Below are 2,604 nucleotides of genomic sequence, written 5' to 3'. Positions count from 1 at the left end.
GCCATGCCCGCCAGCTGATCGAGGCCTGGCGGGACGACTACAACCACCACCGCCCTCATACGAGCCTCGACGGGCTGACGCCCCGCGAGTATCACCACCGGGCCGAAAACGACCAAACCCTGAACAGAGCTAACCTATAAACGAGGACTCTCAGGGGAGCAGGTCACCCGTCGCCCAGCCAAAGCCGACCTTTCTTCGGTTGCCTCTGCGGGACCTTCAGCCCCTCCCGTCGCCAGATCCGCTCGACGCGCTTCACGTTCACTGCCCATCCGGCCTCCCGGAGGAGCGCGGTGATGCGACGGTAGCCGTAGCGGCCAAACCGGCTGGCGAGTGCGATGATGTCCGCAGTCAGTGCATCGTCATCGGCCCGTCCGCGCGGCGTCTTCCGCTGGGTCGAGCGGTGCTGCCCGAGCACACGGCAGGCAAGCCGCTCCGAGACACGGAGCTTTTGCCGGACGTGGTCGACGCAGGCACGGCGGCGGGCGGGGCTCAAAAGTTTCCCGAGGCAGCCTCCTTCAGGATCAGCTTCTCGAGCGTCAGGTCGGAGACGGCCTTGCGCAGCCGCTCGTTTTCCTTTTCGAGCTCCTGCTCGGCTGCGCTTCCCCTGAGGACCAACAGCGGTACTCCTACTTTGCAGCGCCGGTGGCATTTCAGTTTGACTGCCACACCTTGATATATGTATAGCAATATATTCGGATATGACTAGACTAAACGACTGAACTACTGACCTATTGTTCAGTCGCTTGGGTCCTCCGGGGGTCGTGGGACCGTCCGGGGGGTGGCGCTGAGCGCGGATGTCCGAAGTTTTTCTAAACTCTGAGCGTTTAGCAGATATTTTTTCAGTTTAGTCGTTCAGGGCTGGGGGTTCGGGAAAGCCCGATCGCCGGATATCCCGGCCTCGGCGGCGATCCGGCGGGCGCGGGGCGACCCGGCAAATGACCCCTCCTGAAACACTGAACTCGACCCGGTGGGGGCGCTGCCTCTGAAAACCGAACTCATCCAGTCAGGCCAGTTCAGTAGTGTCCGGGGGGTCAGACCCCGGACACCTACCCCGGACACCATGAAACCCCTTATTTATATGGCTATTGTCCTAGGTGTCCGGGGTGTCCGGGGTATATAGAACTTAAACAGCGAGAGAGAGAAAAAAGGCGATAGTTTAGCCATTAAACTACTCTGAGAGGCCACGGCTTGCTGTATAGGAAAACGCCCGGACACCCGGACACCTGCCGGTGCGCTCGGCGCGTGAAACGCCTTATTTTGTGGGCTATGGGGCGGTGTCCGTGGGGTGTCCGAGGTCAGGGCCTACCCCGGACACCTCTGAGGGCGATTTTCCATTGAACGCCAACTGAAACTGAACTGACCCCTAGATATGAGTTCGGCGACCCGAGGGTCGCCGTTACTCCTTGCTCGCGCTGACGGGTCGATTACTTCCTGAACTCGACCACGTTGCCCTTTTCACGCTCGTCAATCGCCGCCCAAACTCGTTTCTGCTCCTCGCCCGGAACGTAGGTAGCGCCCCGGTAGCCGTCGATCAGGCGCTTGCCGCCCTTGACCCAGCCGAGCTTGCCGAGGGCTTCCGCGACGACCTGCGACATTTGCCCCGTGACCTTCACACCGTCAAGCCATTCGGTCGCGATCTTGTGGGAGAAGACGCGATCGGGCCACTCGTAGGTCGCGCCGCCGTTGGCCTCATCGAAGTCGTCGCCGACGCGGACCTTCGAGTTCAGTTTGTCCGCGAGGATCGCTGCCACCATGTCGGCGTCGTTCTCGCGCAGGCTGGCAGCCTGAAGCTCGCTGGCCTCCTGCTGGGCCTCAAACGACGTAAGGTGCAGCGGGAGCGTCCCGTGTGGCTGTGCGGCCCGCATGGCGCGGTATTCGGCCACAGCCTCGGCCCAGATTTGCGGCATGGCTCGCGCGAGCCGGTCCGTGTCAATGCTGTCCACGATGACCTCGATCGGCCAGAAGCGGCGGTTGCCGGTCTGGTCCTTCAGGAAGTCTTTGTTGTTCGTGGACCCCCTGAACACGCCCGGGCGCTTGAAGACCTGAGCGTTGCGCCGGAAGGCGAGGCGCACGTTCGACTCGGTGGCCGAGACGAAGGCTTTCACGTCCTCGACCGCCGATCGGCCCACGGCGGAAAGCTCGGGAAGCTCCATGATGAGGCAGCCCATCATCTGCTCGACCATGGCCTTCTCGTCCGAGAAGTTGGCCTTCAGTTCGCCCGCCCAGCCGAGGGCCAGCACGTTGATGAAGGTGGACTTGCGCTTGCCCTGCGCGCCCCACAGCGTCGGCACGTAGTCGAACTTGTGCCCCTGCTCGAGGTAGTAGGGCGTGTCGGGGCATCCAAGGTAGTCGATAAGAGCCAGTCGCGCGCAGGATGGAAGCCATTCGTGCCGCCGCGATGTCCATGGTTCCTGCGAGATCGCGTTCGGGCACCTTCATGCTCCAGTCTTTCTTCCCGGGTCCGATTTCGCTCTCTAGGACATTCTCGTAGTACCAGCCGATCGCCGAAGCGTAGGGCTATTCACCTGCTCTTTCAGCGACCTACCATCCAACGCCTTCGCGAGCAGTTCTACTGGCCAGGTTTGGCCTCCATTTGACTCTAGG

2 protein-coding genes and 1 pseudogene are annotated in these 2,604 nt (G+C 61.9%); 1 reads left to right on the top strand and 2 read right to left on the bottom strand.

Annotated elements, in window-relative coordinates:
• A partial coding sequence (locus tag ACFDS3_RS20765) for an integrase core domain-containing protein (RefSeq protein ID WP_375264220.1) occupies positions 1-140 on the top strand: 140 nt, incomplete at its 5' end.
• A gap of 26 nt (positions 141-166) precedes the next feature.
• Here the strand turns inward: ACFDS3_RS20765 and ACFDS3_RS20760 are convergent.
• Positions 167-588, bottom strand: a pseudogene (locus ACFDS3_RS20760) (IS3 family transposase); the annotation flags it as partial.
• Between the two features lie 836 nt (positions 589-1,424).
• Positions 1,425-2,354 (bottom strand): VapE domain-containing protein, encoded by a 930-nt coding sequence (locus ACFDS3_RS20755; RefSeq protein ID WP_375264219.1) that lies wholly within the window; start codon positions 2,352-2,354, stop codon positions 1,425-1,427.
• Positions 2,355-2,604: the final 250 nt, after the last annotated feature.

Origin of the sequence: Palleronia sp., assembly GCF_042089775.1 — a bacterium.
GTDB lineage: Bacteria > Pseudomonadota > Alphaproteobacteria > Rhodobacterales > Rhodobacteraceae > Palleronia.
Note: the sequence above shows the minus strand (reverse complement) of the source record. Positions and strands in the feature narration are given on the sequence as shown.